Below are 1,242 nucleotides of genomic sequence, written 5' to 3'. Positions count from 1 at the left end.
TAATGAGGATCACAGTATGCGTGCGCGGATCCTGGGCCCGGGCAACACCACCGATCTGCGCCGGGCCTTGTTGGAGGGCGCGCCCCGGGGCACGAATGGGTGCTGTCCGCCGGCGTGCTCCTGGTCGGATCGCACCAGGGCCTGAGTTTTGTTCGTGAACTGGTGGGCCTATGACCTTGTTGCTCGATGGTAAGCAGATCCGGGGCAAGAACCTCAAGGTCACCGCCAACCTGCGGATCGAAAGCGACGACCTGTCAGGCCAGACCAGCAACACCGAGAAGGCCCACAAGGGCTTCAAGCCCAAGACCCTGGCCGTCACGCTGATGATTCCCTTTGTTGACCAGGTGCAGCTGCGCGACCTGATGCGCCTGGCCGAAGCCACCGCCGGCGGTGGCCAACTCAAGATGTACCGGGTAGTCAACGACACGGCCGCCGCCTTCGGTGTGCGCGAGGCGCAGTTCTCGGAGGGAGTCAGCGCCCGGGAGGATGATTCGCTAAAGGCCTGGCTGGTCCAGTTCACGCTATCGGAGAAGCTGTCGAACCCGGAAAAGGTCGAGAAGCGCCGCGCCGGCAACGCGGTCAGCGCGCAATCGGCGCCCGGGCAAGGCGTGGGTGGCGAAGGTGGCAGTGGCGAGGCTGGCAAGGAGCTGAGCGGCTTTGAGTCGGTCCTGAAAAAGGTGGATGACTACCTGGGCGGCACGTCTTGAAGCTGCACAAGGTGTTGACGATCGGTGGCCAGGTCCATGACTTGGTCAAGGAAGACGTTCGCCTGGACAGCAAAAGCCCCGGCCGGGCGACGTTCACAATCCAGGCCACAGCTCCGGTCAAAGGCCTGGTAACGCTGGATATCGGCTACAACGAACGCACGCTGCAGCGTCACTTCATCGGCTACGTGGAGCGATCGACCGCGGCGAATGGCGTACAGCAGATCCTGGCCTGCCGCGAACTGGCGGCCGTCCTGGGCAACCCGCTGCCGCTGAACCTGCGTCACGTCGACCTGCAGGCGGTGCTGGCCGAGATCAGCACCAAGACCGGCTTACGCTTCCGTGTGCCGGCACAACCCTATGCCCGGGTAAAGGCGCCGTTCTTCTACAGCCTGGCTACCGGCTACTTGGCCATGGACAGCCTGGCCAGCGTGTTCAACATCCCCGACTTCATCTGGCAGCAGCAGGGTGACGGAGAGGTGTTTGTGGGCAGTTGGGCGGACAGCTTCTTTGGCACTCGGGAGCCGCTGCAACTGCC

General features: G+C 63.7%; 2 protein-coding genes. Both read left to right on the top strand.

From position 1 onward, the window contains the following. The first annotated feature begins 170 nt into the window (after window positions 1-170). Window positions 171-707, top strand: a complete 537-nt coding sequence (locus M1B35_RS30400; RefSeq protein ID WP_268263903.1) for a baseplate complex protein — start codon at window positions 171-173, stop codon at window positions 705-707. After that, window positions 704-1,242, top strand: a 539-nt coding sequence (locus M1B35_RS30395; protein WP_268263902.1) for a hypothetical protein, incomplete at its 3' end; no start/stop codon positions are given. The genes M1B35_RS30400 and M1B35_RS30395, both read left to right, overlap by 4 nt.

Origin of the sequence: Pseudomonas morbosilactucae, assembly GCF_023241665.1 — a bacterium.
GTDB lineage: Bacteria > Pseudomonadota > Gammaproteobacteria > Pseudomonadales > Pseudomonadaceae > Aquipseudomonas > Aquipseudomonas morbosilactucae.
Note: the sequence above shows the minus strand (reverse complement) of the source record. Positions and strands in the feature narration are given on the sequence as shown.

What these genes read in the sequence shown, in the direction of transcription:
- M1B35_RS30400 (WP_268263903.1), top strand. Translation starts at nt 171, where the DNA reads ATGACCTTGTTGCTCGATGGTAAGCAGATCCGGGGCAAGAACCTCAAG.